Origin of the sequence: Bacillus cereus, assembly GCF_007678085.1 — a bacterium.
GTDB lineage: Bacteria > Bacillota > Bacilli > Bacillales > Bacillaceae_G > Bacillus_A > Bacillus_A cereus_BE.
In genome coordinates this window covers 734,957-751,551 of sequence record NZ_VEDW01000002.1, presented here as the reverse complement: position 1 = coordinate 751,551, position 16,595 = coordinate 734,957, and the positions used below count along the sequence as shown (strand labels likewise).

Here is a 16,595-nt window from a genome sequence, read left to right as displayed (position 1 = left end):
TATGTTCAAAACGCTATAAAGTGAAACTGTTCTCCATAAGAATTATCTTTGGTTCTCATTGTCAAACAGTACTTCTTTAAATAATTTTCTAACCTATTTCGTTTACTTTGAAACGATTCAAAAACATTTCTAGTTTTTTCTAAGTCAGATGTCAGACATCTGATACTGATATCATAACATGTTTACGCTTTCTTTTTAATACATTTTCGTAGAATTTCTCATTTTCTTCACACTTCTATTGTAATCCATTATGCAAAGAAGTGCTAATTATTTTATGATTTATTTCTTCATATAAAATGAAACTTCAATCAGTAGGAGTTTTCTTCTTCCCCACTGATTATTAGCCCTCATCAATTGGGCGTTTGTGGGATAAAAATAAAAAGTAGCTCTAAAGAGCTACTTTTTATTTTACTTCTACTGTTTCTTCTTTATGTTCATGCAGTTCACCTTTTTTAACATGAACTTTCACTTTGTAAGAACCATTTTCTTTGAAAGTATGTTTCGTTTCATACTCTCCTTTATTTCCTTCTTTCGCTGGAATAAATTCGTGCTTTTCAACACCATCTTTCCAAATCTCAAGTTGTACTTCAGCACCAGTTAACGCTTCTTCTTTTTGTTTTAAATGAACTTTCATTGTTGATTCTGCATTTGCTTTTATATCACTAGCCATAAGGTGGATCATTGTATCGCTTTTATGATCGCCATGTCCTGCACCGTGATCACTATTTTCTTTTTTCGCATCTTCTACTTTCGCATTTCCTACAGCCACTTTTACTTCTGGCATAACATGCATTTCACGTGCATTTGTGTGAGCGATAATATGATATACTCCATCCGTCTCGAACGTTTTTTCTACTGCATAAACACCTTTTCCTTTATGCTTACCATCTAACATCTCATGCTTTTCGTCGCCAGCTTTCCAAATTTCAAACTTTACATCATCAGCATCTGTTACTTTTTCTTTTCCTTGTGTAACAAGTGCTTGTACTTCTGTTTTTTCACCAGGTTTAATTTCTTTCGGATTTGTTTGAACTGCTACTTTTACAGCCTCTAATTTCTGTTCTTTTTTCGGTTCTTCTTTGTTTGTATTACAGCCAGCCAATGCTAGCATCGCGATAAATAAAGTCATAATAAGTTTTTTCATCATCATTTCCTCCTTCATACTTTATTTAGTATAGAGGAAATACATTGTAACATTCTAGTCTTCTGCTGAAAACAATGTACGAAATGTTTGTGAAGTTTTTGTGAAGTACTATAGCCTTTTGAATCTATGAAAAAAGAGCATAGTAACTATGCTCTTGGATGAAACTGTTTATATACATCTTTTAATCTAGCTTTTGAAACATGCGTATAAATTTGCGTCGTTGAAATATCTGCATGTCCTAGCATTTCTTGCACCGCACGCAAGTCTGCTCCATTTTCTAATAAATGCGTAGCAAAAGAATGGCGCAACGTATGAGGTGTAAGCTCTTTTTCAATATTTGCTTCTTTCGCCAATCGTTTTAAAATCTTCCAAAAACCTTGTCTTGATAATCGATTCCCGTGATGGTTTAAAAAGAGTGCATCTACTACTTTTTTACCCATCAATTCTCTTCTTCCCTTTTCAATATACTTTTGAATCGCTTCCGTCGCTAAACTTCCTAATGGAATAATTCTCTCTTTATTCCCTTTCCCTATGCAACGAACAAATCCCATCGTTAAATGTATATCTTCTAAGTTTAAGGCAATTAATTCCGAAACACGAAGCCCTGTCGCATACAATAACTCTAGCATCGCTTTATCACGAACTCCAAAAGCACTCGTCATTTTCGGTGTCTGAAGTAACGCCTCTACTTCATCGATTGATAATACTTTCGGTAATTTCCGTTCTCCTTGCGGCGTTTCAATATGTACGGATGGATCGTGTTCTACCGCTCGTTCACGAAGTAAGAACTGGTGAAACGAACGAATCGATGCAATATGACGTGCTAATGTTTTCGAAGATTTCCCGTTTTCTTTTAAGTGCTGCAGAAAATTAACAATATGCAAGCGTGTCACTTCATGAAAACTTTTCGCTTGTTCTACATTTTGCAAATACTTTACATAACTTTTTAAATCACGTTCATATGATACAACTGTATTTTTCGCAAGCCCTTTTTCGACAACCATATAATGAATAAAATCTTTTAATTGATCTTCCAATCTACACTACTCCCCATTTTCATAGAAAAACATCATTCTATTTACGAAAGCATCTTTTGCCGGCTCTTCATTCCCTGATACTTTTTCTACAGTCTCTTCTTTTGGTTTTTCATAACGATGATAGCTTTCATATTCTTCATTTATCCATAGTATAGCGAAATAAAACAAAATCGTACAACTTGTAAATAATAAAAATACTTTTATTCCATCAAAAGTTAATTTTAAAGCTCGGCGCATTATAAATTCCTCCAAAATATAAGTTATTACAACATATGCCAAGCTTTCACCAATTTATACCTTATTCAAATAAAAAAACCTCTTCCTAGATAAATAGGAAAAGGTTATTTTTCATCCGTTTCATTTTCTTGACAATTTTTACAAATCCCATGGAATGTTAAACGATGATCTTTCACCTTAAAGCTCCAGTCACGTTCTACTTTCCTTTCCACTTCACCAAGTAAATCTTCTTGTATTTCTTGTACAGCACCACATTGTGTACAAATCAAATGATGGTGGAAACGCTGCGCACCTTCTTGGCGTAAGTCATAGCGTGAAACACCGTCTCCGAAGTTAATCTTATCGACAACTTTTAACTCAGATAATAGTTCTAAAGTTCGATAGACGGTTGCTAATCCGATCTCTGGCGACTTTTCTTTTACAAGGAGGTAAACATCTTCTGCGCTTAAATGATCTTCTTCATTTTCTAGCAGCACACGAACTGTTGCTTCACGTTGCGGTGTTAATTTGTAGCTCGCTGCATGTAATTGCTTCTTAATTCGTTCAATTCTTTCTTCCATTCGGTACTACTCCCTCCTCGCCACTCTTACACCATTATATCAGAAGAAGGGCTTCTGTCAAAAGAAAAACAATAAAAACAAATTGATAATTATTCTCATAAAATATTTATTGTTTATTAATAGCCTCAACGACTTCTTTCATTAAAACTGGTGATGCATAAGCTTCTACACTAGAAGCAAGAGCTAACACCGCTCCAATTACGAGAAAGAAGCATGTATAACGAATTAATAACGGTAATAGCGGCTCGGTTATTTTCCGAATAAATTGATGCCTAATCATGCGTAAGGAAAAGCTTGCTGCAATTGTTGTCATCACGAGAAATACTGGAATAATAATGAGGTTTTGTGGCAATACAGAAACGAATGCTAATAATAATCCATTCCATCCATGCTGACTGACTAAAAAACCTACTGTAAATCCGACAACTACTCCTTTTACGAACAATAAAATAAAAATAAGTGGCAATCCAATAATTGAAATCCCCAAAATCCAAATAAATCCAATGTATTTTAATTGCGAAAAGTAACTTTCTCGAAACATTTCGCTTGCAATAGCAAATTCTCCTTTAGAAACTTGTCCAAAAAAACGTTGTAAATAAAATGATAAATCTTGTTTTTGATTTAATTGTAGACTATTTACAAGAATGGCCCCAAATATTACTCCCATCAATAATAAAACAGCGTTAAATATATATAATGAAGAGTTCTCCTGTATGTGAGACATTACACGGTCTTGCCAAGTTTTTCTCCACATTTTTCTTCCCTCCGTTCACACTCTTACTAAAAATGTATGAAAGAAAGAAAAAAGTATGACGAATTAACATTGAAATTCCGCTCTACTTTGCTAAACTAAAAGTAGAGAATAGGAGGGATTTCTCTTGAAACCATTATTATTAGATTTTCCAACATTATTTCAAACTGAACGCTTACAAGTTCGTAAGCCATTTCCAGGTGATGGTGCAGAAGTGTATGAAGCAATCCAAGCTTCTCTAGAAGACTTAGTACCGTGGATGCCAATTAACGCTGAAACAGAAGAAAGTGCTGAAGAAATCGTTCGTAATGCTCACGGACAGTTTTTACTTCGTGAAACACTTGATTTTCACTTATACGATAAAGTATCGGGTACATTCATCGGAGCTATAACGCTCAAACCTGAAAACTGGGATATTCCAAAGTTTTCACTTCACTTCTGGCTGCATAGCACTTATACAAAACAAGGCTATATGACTGAAGCCATTAAAGGGGCCATTCAATTTGCCTTTGATAAGCTAAGTGCTAGAAGAGTTGAAATTCGTATTGATGCAACAAATACAAATGCATGTAACCTAGCAGAACGCTTAGAATTTATTCTAGAAGGTACAATGGAAAATGATTTCATAGCACCAGATGGTAGCTTACGTGATGCACGCGTATACGCAAAAATCAATTAAAAAACACTCGCCTTTGGCGAGTGTTTATTTTTGTAGTTGTAAATATTGTACTGCAAACATCGTCTTCGCATCATGAATACGAAGATCTTTCATAAGAGTCATCGCTTCTTCTAGCGATACTTCCATCAATTCCACAAACTCATCTTCATCTAACTCAGCTTTATTTTCTTTTTTCGTCAAACCTGTCGCTTTATATACATATAAAATTTCATCTGCAAATCCTGGAGATGTATAGAAAGAAGTAATAAGCTCCATATTTTCACATACATATCCTGTTTCCTCTTCTAATTCACGAACTGCTGTCACCTCTGGTTTTTCACCTGGTTCTAACTTGCCGGCCGGAATTTCTATAATCGCCTTTTCAAGCGCTTTGCGATACTGCTCAACAAGCACAATTTTCCCCTCATCAGTAATAGCAATAATAGCAACTGCACCAGGGTGATTTACAATTTCACGTTTACTCATTGCTCCATTTGGTAATACTACATCATCAACACGAACTTTTATAACTCTACCATCAAAAATTGGTTCAGTTTTTACTGTTCTCTCTGCAAGATTACTCATACTACTTCATCTCCCTGTTCTATTTCCTATTCTTTCCTCATACATTTTACCACATTGAAAGGAGCGTGATAGAAATGAAAGTTTATATTTTACCAAATCGCGTCACTTTAGTCGGAAAAGCATGGCAAATTCGTCATAAGCTAAAACAATATGGCAAAGAGTATACAACTGTGCAGGAGTGGATTACAGCAAATAAAAAGTAAACGTTTGTCAACCTCTTTTCCCTTTCGTACAATAAAGGTAAGGAGGTTGACCTATGAAAAAACGTCAATTAGGAAACTCAGATTTGTTTGTTACAGAAATGGGACTTGGCTGTATGTCTCTCGGTACATCTGAAACAGAAGCTATGCGTATTATCGATGAAGCAATCGATTTAGGCATCAATTTTTTTGATACAGCGGATTTATATGATTACGGATTAAACGAAGAATTTGTTGGAAAAGCATTAAAAGGGAAACGAGATCAAATTGTTCTTACAACGAAGGTTGGAAATCGATGGACAGAAGAAAAAAACGGCTGGTCTTGGGATCCTTCTAAAGATTACATAAAGGCTGAAGTGAAAGAAAGTTTACGTAGACTTCAAACGGATTATATTGATCTTTATCAACTTCACGGCGGGACGATTGAAGATCCAATAGATGAAACAATTGAAGCCTTTGAAGAATTAAAAAAAGAAGGTATCATTCGCCATTACGGTATTTCTTCTATACGTCCAAATGTCATCCGTGAGTATGCAAAACGTTCAAATATCGTTAGTGTGCTAATGGAATATAGCCTTTTAAATCGTCGCCCTGAAGAATGGTTCCCACTTTTCAGGGAACATCAAATTAGCATTATTGCTCGCGGACCACTTGCAAAAGGAATTTTAACTGACAATAATGCAAGAAAGATAGAAAGAGTAAAAGAAAAAGATTACCTTTCTTATTCTTACGATGAATTATGTGCGACACTCGCGAGTGTAAAAGAAATAATCGGGGAAAGCTCTTTAACAGGAACAGCTATTCAATATTGCTTACATAACGAAACTGTTGCAGCTGTTATACCTGGTGCAAGCTCTATTGGGCAATTGCAAGAAAATGTACAGGCTAGTAAACAAACACAGTTAACAACAGCAGAATATATACAACTTCAGCAAATTGCTAAATGTGATACCTACGCTTTACATCGTTAAAAAGACGCTACCATACTGGTAGCGTCTTTTTATATCGTATCATATTTATCAGGATTCGTTCCTACATGTAAATTACGATTTAACGTATTAATTTGAGTCATCTCTTCTTCTGTTAGTGAAAAATCAAAGATAGTAAAATTCTCCTTAATACGAGATGGTGTAACAGATTTAGGAATTGTCACTACTCCGCTTTGAATATCCCATCTTAATATAACTTGCGCAGGTGTTTTTTCATATTTAATAGCAATGGCCTGAATAATCGGGTGCTGAAATACTTCCCCGCCTCTCATTAACGGGCTCCATGCTTCCATTTGAATTTGCTCACCTTGACAGTAATTACGCAATTCAAATTGCGCTAACATCGGATGAAGTTCCACTTGGTTTACCATAGGCTTCACTTTACAATTTGGTAATAACAGTTCTAAATGATGTTTATGAAAATTAGAAACACCAATTGCACGCACTTTACCTTCTTCATACAGTTTTTCTAACGCTCGGTACGTATCGACATACTTTCCTCTTATTGGCCAATGTATTAAATATAAATCTACATAGTCCATTTGTAATTTCTTTAAGCTTTTTTCAAACGCCTCAAGTGTTTCCTCGTATCCTTGATCGTCGTTCCAAACTTTTGTTGTAATAAATATGTCTTCTCTTGGAATCCCTGATTCACGAACCGCTTCTCCGACACCGCTTTCATTTTCATATACAGTTGCTGTATCAATCGAACGGTATCCAACTTCTAACGCTGTTTTTACTGCTTGTTTTACTTCGTCGCCTTCTTTCGCTTTATAAACGCCTAGACCAATCATCGGCATTTTTACGCCATTATGAAGTGTAGTTGTTGGAATGTGCACAGTCGTCTCCCTTTCATTCTTACATTTTTTATAAGCCACCACTTTATTTCAACAAGATTCAACCAAAAAGTCAAAACATATGTACAGTTTACATAATAATTTTATACACCTTCAAAAATAATGCAAACTCATTCATTTACGTTATTTTCTAACCATTTCTTCGCTTTTTCATCAACATTTCGCACAAACTCATTTTTTCCTTCCGTATATAACGTCCCATCATCTGTATACTTTTCGGCTAATTCTTTCTTTAAAGTTGCATATGCCTCTGCTTCTTCACAATGAGCCATCATATAATCACGAAACGCTAAATGCCTCACTATCTCAGGATTTCCTTTTTCAAAAACGTGTAAGTGATACGAGCGTTTTTCCTCAGTTCCATGAATAAAATAACGACGTCTTGAAATACCATTTTCCCCTTTTACGATATAACCAAGCTCTTCAAAACGTTCATTCCAATGATCTACTCTGTCGATACTCTCTACTTCCATAATCATATCTATAATTGGTTTAGCTGCCAACCCTGGCACTGACGTACTTCCAATATGATGGACTTTCACCATTTCTGGCATCGCCGATTTTAATCGTTCGGCCTCCATTTGAAATTTTTCGTTCCAATGATTTTCATGCGGAACGACTACAATTTTTCTCATGTAAACTCCCCTTCTCTTACAAGCTCGTCAAAAAAATGATCAGCGGTATACACTGATCATTTTTTATATTATTTAAAGTCTTTCCAAGTAAGGCTACTTTCACTTAACAGTTCTTCAAATGATTTATTCTTTTCACGTTCTTTTTGTTCTTGGCGCTTTCTTTCCAGTTCAGCTGCCTCTTTTTCTTCTTCTCTCACTTGCAATTCTTTCTTCTTATTCTTTAATTGCTGCATGAGTGAATCATTTAATTGATCTCCTAATGTAAGCGACTCTTTCTCTGGTTTATTCACTTGCGATTGTCTTTGCATTTGTCTTTGTTTCTTTTTCTTCATGCTACTCACCTTTTACTTTTTTCTCCATTATAGTAGATACACAATGAACTCGACAATAAAAAAGGTTCTTTACTCTATTATTCACCTTTTGTAAATATGTTAATTTTTCGAAAAAACTAAATTTTTATATAGATATAATCCTATGAATCTATTAAAATTATGTCGTATGATGTCAGATTATAAAAAAAGGAGAATTAGATTATGTGGAAAAAAATCATTCCTGCTGTTGCCGTTTTAAGCACCATTACTTTTTCAACCGTATTTGCCGCTCCCCCATCTCAGACTCCAGCTGAACAAAACCGCTACGTAGACGTACAAATGCTTGGTATTAATGATTTCCATGGACAACTAGATACTGTTAAAAAAATTAACAACAAAGAAGCTGGTGGCGCTGATTACTTAGCTACTTATTTAAAAGAACGTAAAAAGCAAAACCCGAATACACTTCTCGTACATGCTGGCGATATTGTCGGAGCTAGTCCACCAGTTTCAGCATTATTACAAGACGAACCAACGATTGAATTTTTAAATGACTTAAAGTTTGATGTTGGTACAATCGGTAACCATGAATTTGATGAAGGTATCGATGAAATGAAACGCCTCATTTACGGTGGATATCACGAGAAAACTGGCAATTTCAAAGGTGCTAACTTCCCTTATGTCGCTGCTAACTTCTATAACAAATCAACTGGCCGCTTATTTTTACCACCATTTACTGTGAAAATGGTAGCTGGTGTGCCTGTAGGATTCATTGGCGTTGTTACAACTGATACACCAAACGTCGTTATGCCTACTATGCTTAAAAATGTACAAATCACTGACGAAGTAGAAGCAATTAATAAATCAGCGCAACAATTAAAGCGTCTCGGTGTTAAATCCATCGTCGTCCTTGCCCATGTCGGCGGAACAACTGATGAGTCTGGTGTGACAAATGGAGATCTTACTCGCATTGCAAATGAAACAGATCCAGAAGTTGATGTTATTTTCGGTGGGCATAGTCACACGTATGTAAATGGTACTGTAAATAATAAACTAATCGTCCAAGCGAACTCTTACGGAACAGCATTCTCAGACGTAGATGTAACAATTGATCGTAAAACAAAAGATATTGTAAAGAAAAAAGCTGAAGTGATTACAACATATCATGAAGGTGCAGAACCTGATAAACAAGTAAAACAAAAAATAGATCAATATAAAGAAAAAATCGCACCACTTGTAAATGAAGTGGTAGGAAAATCTACAGCACCTATCGACCGTAAACAAAATGATGCTGGTGAATCTACTCTTGGGAATGTAATTGCCGATGCACAACGTCAAACGATGCAAGCTCAAATCGCACTTATGAATCCTGGTGGCATTCGTAATGACTTAGATGCTGGCGATATTACATGGGGCGAATTATATGGCATTCAGCCTTTTGGAAACCAATTGATTAAAGTAGATTTAACAGGTCAAGATATTCGCGACATTTTAAATCAACAATGGCAAAAAGGAACGACGAGAATGCTTCAAATTTCAGGTATTCAATATACGTGGGATGCGAATAAACCAAACGGTGAAAAAGTTACAAATATACGTTTAACAAACGGAGAAGAATTATCTCCATCTAAAACGTATAGCGTAGTTGCAAATGCCTTCTTAGCTTCTGGCGGTGATGGATTCGTATCATTTAAAAATGGTAAAAATGCAGAAACTGGTCCAAACGACTTTGAAGCGCTAGTCGATTACGTAAAACAATTAAAGGAACCAATTCAGCCAATTATTGATGGAAGAATTCAAAAGGTAAATTAAGTATTTCTCTAATATGCGATCCAGATTTTTATTATAAAGGATACGCACTTATACTTAATTCACAATATTAGTACAACCTAAAAAGGATACTCGTTCTTACAATGAACATAGTATCCTTTTCTTTAGTTATCAAAATGGGACGTGCTATTAAAATCATATTGTTGTAAAAATTGTTGTAACGCCTCTTCTACAAGTTTAGATTTTTGAATTCCTTTCGATTCTGATATAACGTCTAGTTTTGCTAATATTTCTTTATTAATAGAAAAGGTACGTTTCTTTTTTTCTGTACTTATACTCATAATAGGCGCAATTACTTCTTCTCTCTTTCTTAATAACTCATAAATACTTTGTAATTGCTCATAAATTAATAATTGATAATCTGTTGTCGCATATTGAAGGGCTGTCGCTTCTTGGAGTTGTAAGTGACGTGGTTCTTCTCCATCTCCTACAAAAATACGTTTCTTTTGTTCTCCATCATATTCGTACCCAATCAATCTTAGTTTCTTCGATAATGTATACGGGCTTATTTCAAGACGTTTTGCTATAATAGCGATGGATTCACGTCTATTTAAACAATCTATAATTTCTCCAATCGTCACAATTTCCCTCCTCCCGTGTTGAAATGACACTAGTATGGTATGTTACAATGATTTTCTAACAGTATATGCAAAACGAATAGCCTGTGCGATTCATACGATTTCAGAAAAGGAGGTTTTCAATATGCTTTTTCGTAGCTATACCCCACAGTTTTATAATGAAAAGAAACAAATCATTCCTAATAGTATTGCTACGATGGAAAGCATTATGATTCATAATCGAAAACAAACTCTCCTTATTCGCGGGCAAAACGTAGAGCAACCTATTTTATTATGCTGTCACGGCGGACCGGGCATGGCACAAATTGGATTTATTCGTCATTTTCAAAAAGAAGTGGAGAAACACTTCATCGTAATTAATTGGGATCAGCGTGGGGCAGGTAAATCCTTTTCAATGAAAGATTTCGGAGCAAATTTTACAATCGAACAATTCGTGTCCGATGCAAAAGAAGTGATTCAATATGTACTTAAAAAGTTCAATAAACAGAAACTATTTCTCGCTGGTCATTCTTGGGGAAGCATTATTGGGCTTAACATAGCACATCAATACCCACAATATATCGAGGCTTACATCGGTATTGGGCAGATTGTACATATGAAACAAAACGAAGAATTGCTATATCAGCATTTAATTCGTTCTGCCAAAAAACATGATCATAAAAAAGCGTTAGCGTCTCTTTTAAAATTAGGAAAACCACCATTTTTAGATACGAGACGTCTCATTATTCAAAGAAAGTGGCTTGGCACATTCGGAGGAGCAATACAAAACGGATCTTCCTTTTCTTTCATACGAAAAGGCTTCTTTTCTCCCGAATATACGCTATTAGATTGGTTCAAGTTTCTCGCGGGAAATTTAAAATCTGGTGTTTTATGGGAAGAAATGCTAACAATCGATTTCTTTTCTTCTATTTCAAGTTTATCTATTCCGGTTTATTTTTGTTCTGGTCGCTATGATTATCAAACTCCTTATGCACTCGTTCAGGAATATTGTGATGTGATAGAAGCGCCCATAAAAAAGATGATTTGGTTCCCAAATTCAGCACATTCTCCCGATTTAGAAGAACCAGAATTATTCGCTCAATCTTTACAATCAATTAAACAAGAGCTAGCTTTTCAGCATTAGTAATAAAAGGCTCTTTTACATTTCATAGAAAACAATTTATAATAATATGTCGCAACTATGTATAAATATAGCAAGGTGCTTCATATTTACTTGCCTTAACACAATAAAATTTTGGGGAGATTACATTTATTATGAATGCTGTACTCGTCGCAGTAGCAGTTATGCTATTGCTTAGTTTGTTACGTGTCCAGGTCATTGTCGCCATCATTGTTGGAGCTTTAACAGGTGGAATTATCGGCGGACTCGGTATTTCAGAAACTATTAACACTTTTACAACTGGTCTTGGAAACAGTGCTCCAATCGCTTTAAGTTATGCAATGCTTGGCGGTTTCGCTATTTCCCTTTCCAAAACAGGACTTCCAGATGCCATGATTCAAACTGCATTAAAATGGATTGGCAATGAACAAGACACGAAAAAACAAGTTTATTCTAAAATACTTATTTTATTCATCATTTTAACGATGGCTTGTTTCTCACAAAATGTGATTCCTGTTCATATTGCTTTCATCCCCATCTTAATTCCAGCACTTTTAAAAATATTAAATGAGCTGAAAGTGGATCGCAGACTTGTTACATGTATTATTACATTCGGATTGATTACGCCTTATATGTGGATTCCAGCAGGGTTCGGAAAAATTTATCATGACGTATTGCAAACAAATGCTGCGCAAAGCGGTCTTACATTTGATGTCGCACTTATTCCAAAAGCAATGACTATCCCAGCAATCGGTATGATTATTGGATTATGTGTAGCAGTATTCATTACGTACCGGAAACCTCGTACGTATGAAACAGAACAAGTTCATACAACCGCAAATGAAATCGTTCCCTATACAAAACGTAGCATTACTTTCGGATTATTATCTATCATAGCTACATTAACTGTTCAATTAGCCACAGAATCAATGATTTTCGGTGCTTTAGCAGGGATTATCGTCTTATCAGTAAGTGGTAGTCTACCTCTTAAAGAGGCAGATGCGATATTAACAAGCGGAATGCGCATGATGTCCTTTATTGGTTTTGTTATGATCGCAGCCGCTGGATTTGGCGCTGTTCTTCGAAAAACAGGACATGTTGAATCGCTTGTGCAAACGAGTGCACATATAATTGGAAATAATAAACCACTCGCTGCATTTCTTATGCTTGTGATTGGACTTCTCGTTACGATGGGAATTGGTTCATCCTTTTCAACCATCCCTATCTTAACAACAATTTTTGTACCTCTTTGCATGCAGCTTGGATTTAGTCCAATGGCTACAATTGCAATTATCGGTACAGCCGGAGCGCTAGGCGACGCAGGGTCACCAGCATCAGATAGTACACTTGGACCAACATCCGGTTTAAATGCTGATGGTCAACACCATCATATATGGGATACATGTGTACCAACTTTTCTGCATTATAATATACCGTTACTTATATTCGGCTTTATCGCCGCAATTACATTATAAAAGGTGCGTTTTATACGCACCTTTTACTTTTTTATTTTTCCTTTTAATTGTTGTAAAGCTATTTCCCCATTTTCTTCGACACAACTTTCAATTTTCATGAGTGACGGGCCTATCCATTCACTGTCTACACGCCCGTTTAGTCCAATAACTTTCAACCTATCCGGTATACGGATATTTAAATTTTTTGCTGCTTGAATTAACTCAAAAGTAACCTTTTCACTTGAAGTTACAATTCCATCTATATACGGGTAAGTTTGCAAGAATGTAATAAACTGTTTATTCGTATACCCTTGTACACATACTTCTCGATAAGAGATTTCTTCCTCCCAAACAGCGTCTAAAAATCCTGATATGTGCTCTTCCATTTCTTCACTATCTTCTCCCTCCTCGAAATAAGCAAGAAAGTGACAGCCTTTTTCTTTTAATAAAGAAACCGCTCTGTGTCCATTTTCATAATAATTTGCATGGGATTTTTTTTCATCTATCACAACAAACGGAAGTGGAATTTCTCCTATACTTTTAAAAACGGATCTTGTCAAAATAACACCTGCAACGTTATTTTCCTTCAACATATGTATGTATCTATCTTTATTCTCTACATTACAAACAATGATTTGATATCCTTCTTTATATGCTTTTTCCTCAATACAATGTAGCAAAGTGATGTTTGATGGGTTATATAAATTATCTACAAGTAATGCAATTATCGTTGAATTCTCTTTAAACAATGGCTTTGCTGTACTATTTGGCCTATAATGTAATTCCTCAATTGCTTCCTTTACTTGTTTTACTGTGTCCTCATGAACGTATCCTTTTTCATTAATAACGCGTGAAACGGTTGCGACTGAAACACCTGCTAATTTTGCAACATCACGTATAGTTGCCACATCGTCACCCCTTAATATGGTAATAGATTACAATTTTACGGTAACCTAAATTACAATATTCGTCAAGGTTAATAACTTATATTTCTGAAAATTGTTACATCATTACATTAAACGAAACTCTAACTGTATTTCATGTAAAATCGGGATATTATCATACCCAATACGTGGAATTTCTTTCTTTATTTCTCGTGCCTCTTCCACTGCATTCACATATAAATTAGTCATCACAAAATTACGTTTTTGGTAAAAACGTAACGCATTCATATTATCATTTGTTGTTATGAGCCAAACCCGCCCGCACTGCTCTTCTTCTGCAACTTGTAATACACAATCCACAAGTTTTGTCCCTATTCCTTTTCTTTCTTCAAAGCTATCTAACGATACAATTTCACACATATTTCCAGTCACTTCATACGTTATAATTCCGATTATTCTGTCACCTGAGAGCGCAACAAATCCTGGCAACTCTTCTAACTGATGCCCCTTACCACGTGAAACCATCAATGAACTCCCCCAGTTCTCACACATGAACATTCGGATTATTTCTTTCATCATTGGCGTAATTTTTTGTATGTACACCATTTCCTATTTCTCCCCTTTTCTATGATTGTGATACAATATAAGTGTATCACATGTAACGGTATTTGGAGGATGAGGTAAAGTATGAAACGTTTTTTTGCAGCATTGTTTACTATACTAGGTGCGATAACTGCCCTTGGGATTTTCTTTACAAATAAAGTGATGTACTTAAAGAAAAAAACAGAGGAAGAAGTACTCGAAAGAGAAACGAAAAAACATTTTCGTATAGAGGATTTTGATGCTCTTCATAAAGAAGAAATTCATATTCCTTCGCAATTCGGATATGATCTTCACGGATATTACATTCCTGCTAGTCATTCCAATAAGTTTATGATTTTTTGTCACGGCGTAACTGTAAATAAAATGAACTCTGTAAAATATGCAAGGTTATTTTTAAACAGAGGGTATAATGTCGTTATTTATGATCATCGTCGTCATGGTAAAACTGGCGGAAAAACAACAAGCTATGGATACTATGAAAAACATGATTTAAAATCAGTAGTTGACTGGCTAAAAAATCGTTTTGGAACAAATATAACACTCGGTATTCATGGTGAATCTATGGGGGCTGCAACGCTTCTTCAATACGCAGGACTTGTAGAAGATGGTGCTGATTTCTATATTGCAGATTGTCCTTTTTCTGATTTCTACGGGCAATTACAACACCGTTTAAAGGTTGAATTCCATTTGCCTAAATGGCCTTTATTACCTTTAGCAAATGCTTTTTTAAAAGTGCGTGACGGTTATACCATTCGCGAAGTTTCACCAATCGATTGTATAAAAAACATTAACAATCCCGTCCTCTTTATTCATAGTAAAGATGATGATTATATTTTAGCTGATATGACGAAAGCACTATATGAAGCAAAAGAAAACAATAAACAACTTTATATTGCAGAACGCGGCGCACACGCTTGCTCTTATAACGAAAATAAAGAAGAGTATGAAGAAGCCGTTGATCAATTTTTAAACTCATATGTAAAAGAAACAAAAAACAGGCTTGCATAAGCCTGTTTTTTTTATTGCGCTAAAACGTCTGTAACTTGTTCCATATTTTCAGAAATCCATTGCATTGCATCATCTAACGTTGGAAATTCTGTCGTTTGAAATGTTACCTCATCTTGAAGTAACCAAACATCCTTTGACTCTTGTCCTACACCTGCAATGGACCAATGTAACAAACTATATGGATGATTATCATTCAAAAATGATGCCCACGTGCGCTCATTTGCAATATTTCGTAATGTACGTAATTGTTTATCCATCTTTCGTCACCTTACTCTAGTCAGTTATAAAAAACATTATAACACTCTCTTCTCTCCCAAAGAAAGTGCTCTTTTAATATTGTCAAGTGCTTCTCTTGATTATATGATGAAATTAAGCGTTTGGGAAGGAGGGATAGCGTTGGCAAAAGTACAAATTAAAGTAAATGATAATGGCTCTTTTCGCGTTACAGGGGACGTGGAATTAGTCGATTCACAAGGGAATGTATTCCCAGCAAAACCGGCATTTTCTTTATGCCGTTGTGGTTTATCAAAAAATATGCCTTATTGCGATGCTTCGCATAAAGGGAAATTCGAATCTGTTGTTAGAGCACCAGAAGCAGAATAATTCCACATGTGACATGCACATTTTTTTGTGCATGTTTTTTCTTTTTTACAACTCCGTTATATCCCTTCTCCTTACAACATTTCTCATACTTTTGTCTCCATGCCAGCCTGCATATATTTTCACACAATTCTTCACATTCGAATATTTTTTACTAGCCTTTTATTTTTTTTGTGCTATAATTTGAGCAAACAACATCCTTCGGGGTCGGGTGAAATTCCCAACCGGCGGTGATGAAGTGCAAACTTCTAAGTCCGTGACCCGTTTTCAACTCGAAAACGGTGGATCTAGTGAAACTCTAGGGCCGACAGTATAGTCTGGATGGGAGAAGGATATGTTTTCTAGTAATTTTATATAGCGAATACACTTTTATTTCAGTATGCATATTTTTATAGATTCAATTCAAATCTATATATATGTTTTATTTTGTATACTTTTCTTTCTATACTGAAATAAAAAGATACAACTAGCGTTTGAAAATTCGATATTTTGCTAGGTCTTTTCCTTATGCCAAAATATCAATCATCGTTAGGTTTCTTTCCTATACTTTCGTATTCGAACTATATTTCTAGAAA

21 protein-coding genes and 1 riboswitch are annotated in these 16,595 nt (G+C 35.3%); of the genes, 8 read left to right on the top strand and 13 right to left on the bottom strand.

Annotated elements, in window-relative coordinates:
* Nucleotides 1–403: 403 nt before the first annotated feature.
* The 5 genes from FS742_RS13150 to spoIIM all read right to left on the bottom strand — a co-directional run bounded on the left by FS742_RS13150 (nucleotide 404) and on the right by spoIIM (nucleotide 3,702).
* A complete protein-coding gene (locus FS742_RS13150) occupies nucleotides 404–1,147 on the bottom strand; it encodes a FixH family protein (protein ID WP_144612795.1) in 744 nt (247 codons plus the stop codon).
* 143 nt (nucleotides 1,148–1,290) lie between these two features.
* Nucleotides 1,291–2,181 (bottom strand): site-specific tyrosine recombinase XerD, encoded by an 891-nt coding sequence (xerD, locus tag FS742_RS13145; RefSeq protein ID WP_144612794.1) that lies wholly within the window; start codon nucleotides 2,179–2,181, stop codon nucleotides 1,291–1,293.
* 6 nt (nucleotides 2,182–2,187) lie between these two features.
* Complete coding sequence (locus FS742_RS13140) at nucleotides 2,188–2,418, bottom strand: YqzK family protein (RefSeq protein ID WP_001250432.1); 231 nt, start codon at nucleotides 2,416–2,418, stop codon at nucleotides 2,188–2,190.
* A gap of 104 nt (nucleotides 2,419–2,522) precedes the next feature.
* Nucleotides 2,523–2,978, bottom strand: coding sequence for a ferric iron uptake transcriptional regulator (gene fur / locus FS742_RS13135; RefSeq protein ID WP_000392657.1), 456 nt, complete (start codon nucleotides 2,976–2,978; stop codon nucleotides 2,523–2,525).
* A gap of 106 nt (nucleotides 2,979–3,084) precedes the next feature.
* Nucleotides 3,085–3,702, bottom strand: coding sequence for a stage II sporulation protein M (gene spoIIM / locus FS742_RS13130; protein WP_226544967.1), 618 nt, complete (start codon nucleotides 3,700–3,702; stop codon nucleotides 3,085–3,087).
* Between the two features lie 154 nt (nucleotides 3,703–3,856).
* Here spoIIM and FS742_RS13125 point away from each other — a divergent pair, with 154 nt between their 5' ends.
* Complete coding sequence (locus tag FS742_RS13125; protein WP_144612792.1) at nucleotides 3,857–4,408, top strand: GNAT family N-acetyltransferase; 552 nt, start codon at nucleotides 3,857–3,859, stop codon at nucleotides 4,406–4,408.
* 24 nt (nucleotides 4,409–4,432) lie between these two features.
* Here the strand turns inward: FS742_RS13125 and FS742_RS13120 are convergent, their stop codons facing one another.
* Nucleotides 4,433–4,972: an NUDIX domain-containing protein gene (locus tag FS742_RS13120; RefSeq protein WP_144612790.1), complete on the bottom strand. Its 540-nt coding sequence runs from the start codon at nucleotides 4,970–4,972 to the stop codon at nucleotides 4,433–4,435.
* Nucleotides 4,973–5,046: 74 nt separating this feature from the next.
* On the opposite strand from FS742_RS13120, the gene mciZ reads away from it, so the two are divergent.
* The gene (mciZ, locus tag FS742_RS13115; RefSeq protein ID WP_000870295.1) at nucleotides 5,047–5,175 is read left to right on the top strand and encodes a Z-ring formation inhibitor MciZ; all 129 of its coding nucleotides are present in this window, start codon (nucleotides 5,047–5,049) and stop codon (nucleotides 5,173–5,175) included.
* A gap of 53 nt (nucleotides 5,176–5,228) precedes the next feature.
* Complete coding sequence (lolS, locus tag FS742_RS13110) at nucleotides 5,229–6,143, top strand: aldo/keto reductase (RefSeq protein ID WP_144612788.1); 915 nt, start codon at nucleotides 5,229–5,231, stop codon at nucleotides 6,141–6,143.
* 29 nt (nucleotides 6,144–6,172) lie between these two features.
* Here lolS and FS742_RS13105 read toward each other — a convergent pair whose 3' ends face one another.
* The 3 genes from FS742_RS13105 to FS742_RS13095 all read right to left on the bottom strand — a co-directional run bounded on the left by FS742_RS13105 (nucleotide 6,173) and on the right by FS742_RS13095 (nucleotide 7,985).
* Nucleotides 6,173–7,000 carry an aldo/keto reductase gene (locus FS742_RS13105; RefSeq protein WP_144612786.1) on the bottom strand — a complete coding sequence of 276 codons (828 nt, stop codon included), beginning with the start codon at nucleotides 6,998–7,000 and terminating at the stop codon, nucleotides 6,173–6,175.
* Between the two features lie 128 nt (nucleotides 7,001–7,128).
* The gene (locus FS742_RS13100) at nucleotides 7,129–7,653 is read right to left on the bottom strand and encodes a GrpB family protein (RefSeq protein WP_144612784.1); all 525 of its coding nucleotides are present in this window, start codon (nucleotides 7,651–7,653) and stop codon (nucleotides 7,129–7,131) included.
* A 68-nt stretch (nucleotides 7,654–7,721) separates the two neighbouring features.
* Nucleotides 7,722–7,985, bottom strand: coding sequence for a YqkE family protein (locus FS742_RS13095; protein WP_144612782.1), 264 nt, complete (start codon nucleotides 7,983–7,985; stop codon nucleotides 7,722–7,724).
* 201 nt (nucleotides 7,986–8,186) lie between these two features.
* Here FS742_RS13095 and FS742_RS13090 point away from each other — a divergent pair, with 201 nt between their 5' ends.
* Nucleotides 8,187–9,776, top strand: a complete 1,590-nt coding sequence (locus tag FS742_RS13090; RefSeq protein WP_144612780.1) for a bifunctional metallophosphatase/5'-nucleotidase — start codon at nucleotides 8,187–8,189, stop codon at nucleotides 9,774–9,776.
* Between the two features lie 122 nt (nucleotides 9,777–9,898).
* Here the strand turns inward: FS742_RS13090 and FS742_RS13085 are convergent, their stop codons facing one another.
* Nucleotides 9,899–10,375, bottom strand: coding sequence for a ribbon-helix-helix domain-containing protein (locus tag FS742_RS13085; RefSeq protein ID WP_144612778.1), 477 nt, complete (start codon nucleotides 10,373–10,375; stop codon nucleotides 9,899–9,901).
* A gap of 121 nt (nucleotides 10,376–10,496) precedes the next feature.
* Between FS742_RS13085 and FS742_RS13080 the strand changes: the two genes are divergently transcribed.
* Both FS742_RS13080 and FS742_RS13075 read left to right on the top strand, forming a co-directional pair.
* On the top strand, nucleotides 10,497–11,495 hold the full coding sequence (locus FS742_RS13080; protein WP_144612776.1) for an alpha/beta fold hydrolase: 999 nt from the start codon (nucleotides 10,497–10,499) through the stop codon (nucleotides 11,493–11,495).
* Nucleotides 11,496–11,626: 131 nt separating this feature from the next.
* Nucleotides 11,627–12,946 (top strand): Na+/H+ antiporter family protein, encoded by a 1,320-nt coding sequence (locus FS742_RS13075; RefSeq protein WP_144612774.1) that lies wholly within the window; start codon nucleotides 11,627–11,629, stop codon nucleotides 12,944–12,946.
* Nucleotides 12,947–12,969: 23 nt separating this feature from the next.
* Here FS742_RS13075 and FS742_RS13070 read toward each other — a convergent pair whose 3' ends face one another.
* Nucleotides 12,970–13,833, bottom strand: coding sequence for a LacI family DNA-binding transcriptional regulator (locus FS742_RS13070; RefSeq protein WP_144612772.1), 864 nt, complete (start codon nucleotides 13,831–13,833; stop codon nucleotides 12,970–12,972).
* A gap of 102 nt (nucleotides 13,834–13,935) precedes the next feature.
* Complete coding sequence (locus tag FS742_RS13065) at nucleotides 13,936–14,415, bottom strand: GNAT family N-acetyltransferase (protein ID WP_144612770.1); 480 nt, start codon at nucleotides 14,413–14,415, stop codon at nucleotides 13,936–13,938.
* Nucleotides 14,416–14,496: 81 nt separating this feature from the next.
* Between FS742_RS13065 and FS742_RS13060 the strand changes: the two genes are divergently transcribed.
* Nucleotides 14,497–15,420, top strand: coding sequence for an alpha/beta hydrolase (locus FS742_RS13060; protein WP_144612769.1), 924 nt, complete (start codon nucleotides 14,497–14,499; stop codon nucleotides 15,418–15,420).
* 11 nt (nucleotides 15,421–15,431) lie between these two features.
* On the opposite strand, the gene FS742_RS13055 is transcribed toward FS742_RS13060, so the two are convergent.
* Nucleotides 15,432–15,677 carry a DUF2552 family protein gene (locus FS742_RS13055; RefSeq protein ID WP_000360810.1) on the bottom strand — a complete coding sequence of 82 codons (246 nt, stop codon included), beginning with the start codon at nucleotides 15,675–15,677 and terminating at the stop codon, nucleotides 15,432–15,434.
* 139 nt (nucleotides 15,678–15,816) lie between these two features.
* Here FS742_RS13055 and FS742_RS13050 point away from each other — a divergent pair, with 139 nt between their 5' ends.
* Nucleotides 15,817–16,023, top strand: a complete 207-nt coding sequence (locus FS742_RS13050; RefSeq protein WP_001151582.1) for a CDGSH iron-sulfur domain-containing protein — start codon at nucleotides 15,817–15,819, stop codon at nucleotides 16,021–16,023.
* Nucleotides 16,024–16,213: 190 nt separating this feature from the next.
* Nucleotides 16,214–16,357: riboswitch (FMN riboswitch) on the top strand.
* Nucleotides 16,358–16,595 lie beyond the last annotated feature (238 nt).

Coding starts and splice junctions, on each gene's coding strand:
- FS742_RS13100 (WP_144612784.1), bottom strand. CDS start 7,653: ATGAGAAAAATTGTAGTCGTTCCGCATGAAAATCATTGGAACGAAAAA.
- lolS (WP_144612788.1), top strand. CDS start 5,229: ATGAAAAAACGTCAATTAGGAAACTCAGATTTGTTTGTTACAGAAATG.
- FS742_RS13065 (WP_144612770.1), bottom strand. CDS start 14,415: ATGGTGTACATACAAAAAATTACGCCAATGATGAAAGAAATAATCCGA.
- FS742_RS13120 (WP_144612790.1), bottom strand. CDS start 4,972: ATGAGTAATCTTGCAGAGAGAACAGTAAAAACTGAACCAATTTTTGAT.
- FS742_RS13055 (WP_000360810.1), bottom strand. CDS start 15,677: ATGGATAAACAATTACGTACATTACGAAATATTGCAAATGAGCGCACG.
- FS742_RS13080 (WP_144612776.1), top strand. CDS start 10,497: ATGCTTTTTCGTAGCTATACCCCACAGTTTTATAATGAAAAGAAACAA.
- FS742_RS13075 (WP_144612774.1), top strand. CDS start 11,627: ATGAATGCTGTACTCGTCGCAGTAGCAGTTATGCTATTGCTTAGTTTG.
- spoIIM (WP_226544967.1), bottom strand. CDS start 3,702: ATGTCTCACATACAGGAGAACTCTTCATTATATATATTTAACGCTGTT.
- FS742_RS13150 (WP_144612795.1), bottom strand. CDS start 1,147: ATGATGAAAAAACTTATTATGACTTTATTTATCGCGATGCTAGCATTG.
- FS742_RS13060 (WP_144612769.1), top strand. CDS start 14,497: ATGAAACGTTTTTTTGCAGCATTGTTTACTATACTAGGTGCGATAACT.
- FS742_RS13095 (WP_144612782.1), bottom strand. CDS start 7,985: ATGAAGAAAAAGAAACAAAGACAAATGCAAAGACAATCGCAAGTGAAT.
- FS742_RS13140 (WP_001250432.1), bottom strand. CDS start 2,418: ATGCGCCGAGCTTTAAAATTAACTTTTGATGGAATAAAAGTATTTTTA.
- mciZ (WP_000870295.1), top strand. CDS start 5,047: ATGAAAGTTTATATTTTACCAAATCGCGTCACTTTAGTCGGAAAAGCA.
- fur (WP_000392657.1), bottom strand. CDS start 2,978: ATGGAAGAAAGAATTGAACGAATTAAGAAGCAATTACATGCAGCGAGC.
- FS742_RS13090 (WP_144612780.1), top strand. CDS start 8,187: ATGTGGAAAAAAATCATTCCTGCTGTTGCCGTTTTAAGCACCATTACT.